The organism is Mesorhizobium sp. FG116, assembly GCF_057809835.1.
The window spans coordinates 1-370 of sequence record NZ_JBMDKS010000149.1 but is presented as its reverse complement, the minus strand read 5'-3'; the positions used below and the strand labels follow the sequence as shown (position 1 = coordinate 370).

Genomic DNA, 370 nt, shown 5'->3' with positions numbered 1-370 from the left:
CCCTAGTCATCGAGGCGCTCGCCCGTATGTTCGAGCCACCGGAGCTTGAACACTTCAAGTTCGGCCTCCTTGAGTGAATGGAAGATGCGGTTGTGGTGGATTTTGACCCGGCCGCCGCGCCGCATTGGCAGCTGCGCCAGAACCCATTCTTGATGAGGCTTGGTGCAAACGAGGACGTATTTGCCTTCGATCGAACCTCTGCGGAACAAATTCAGGACCTTCTGGAGCTCAGGACTGTGGTGCCCGACAGGCCGAGCCTTGAACTCTTCGAAGAGATTTCTGTCCTCTGGCTTCAGCTTGTAGAGAGACACCTATGCACCTCGCTGACGTGTGTCCTGGGCAACGATCAAAGCGTCAGCCGCTACTGATC

1 protein-coding gene is annotated in these 370 nt (G+C 56.5%); it reads right to left on the bottom strand.

What is annotated here, in order from left to right; genetic code table 11:
• Nucleotides 1-2: 2 nt before the first annotated feature.
• A complete protein-coding gene (locus ACODTY_RS24185) occupies nt 3-311 on the bottom strand; it encodes a N,N-dimethylformamidase alpha subunit family protein (RefSeq protein ID WP_488996710.1) in 309 nt (102 codons plus the stop codon).
• Nucleotides 312-370: the final 59 nt, after the last annotated feature.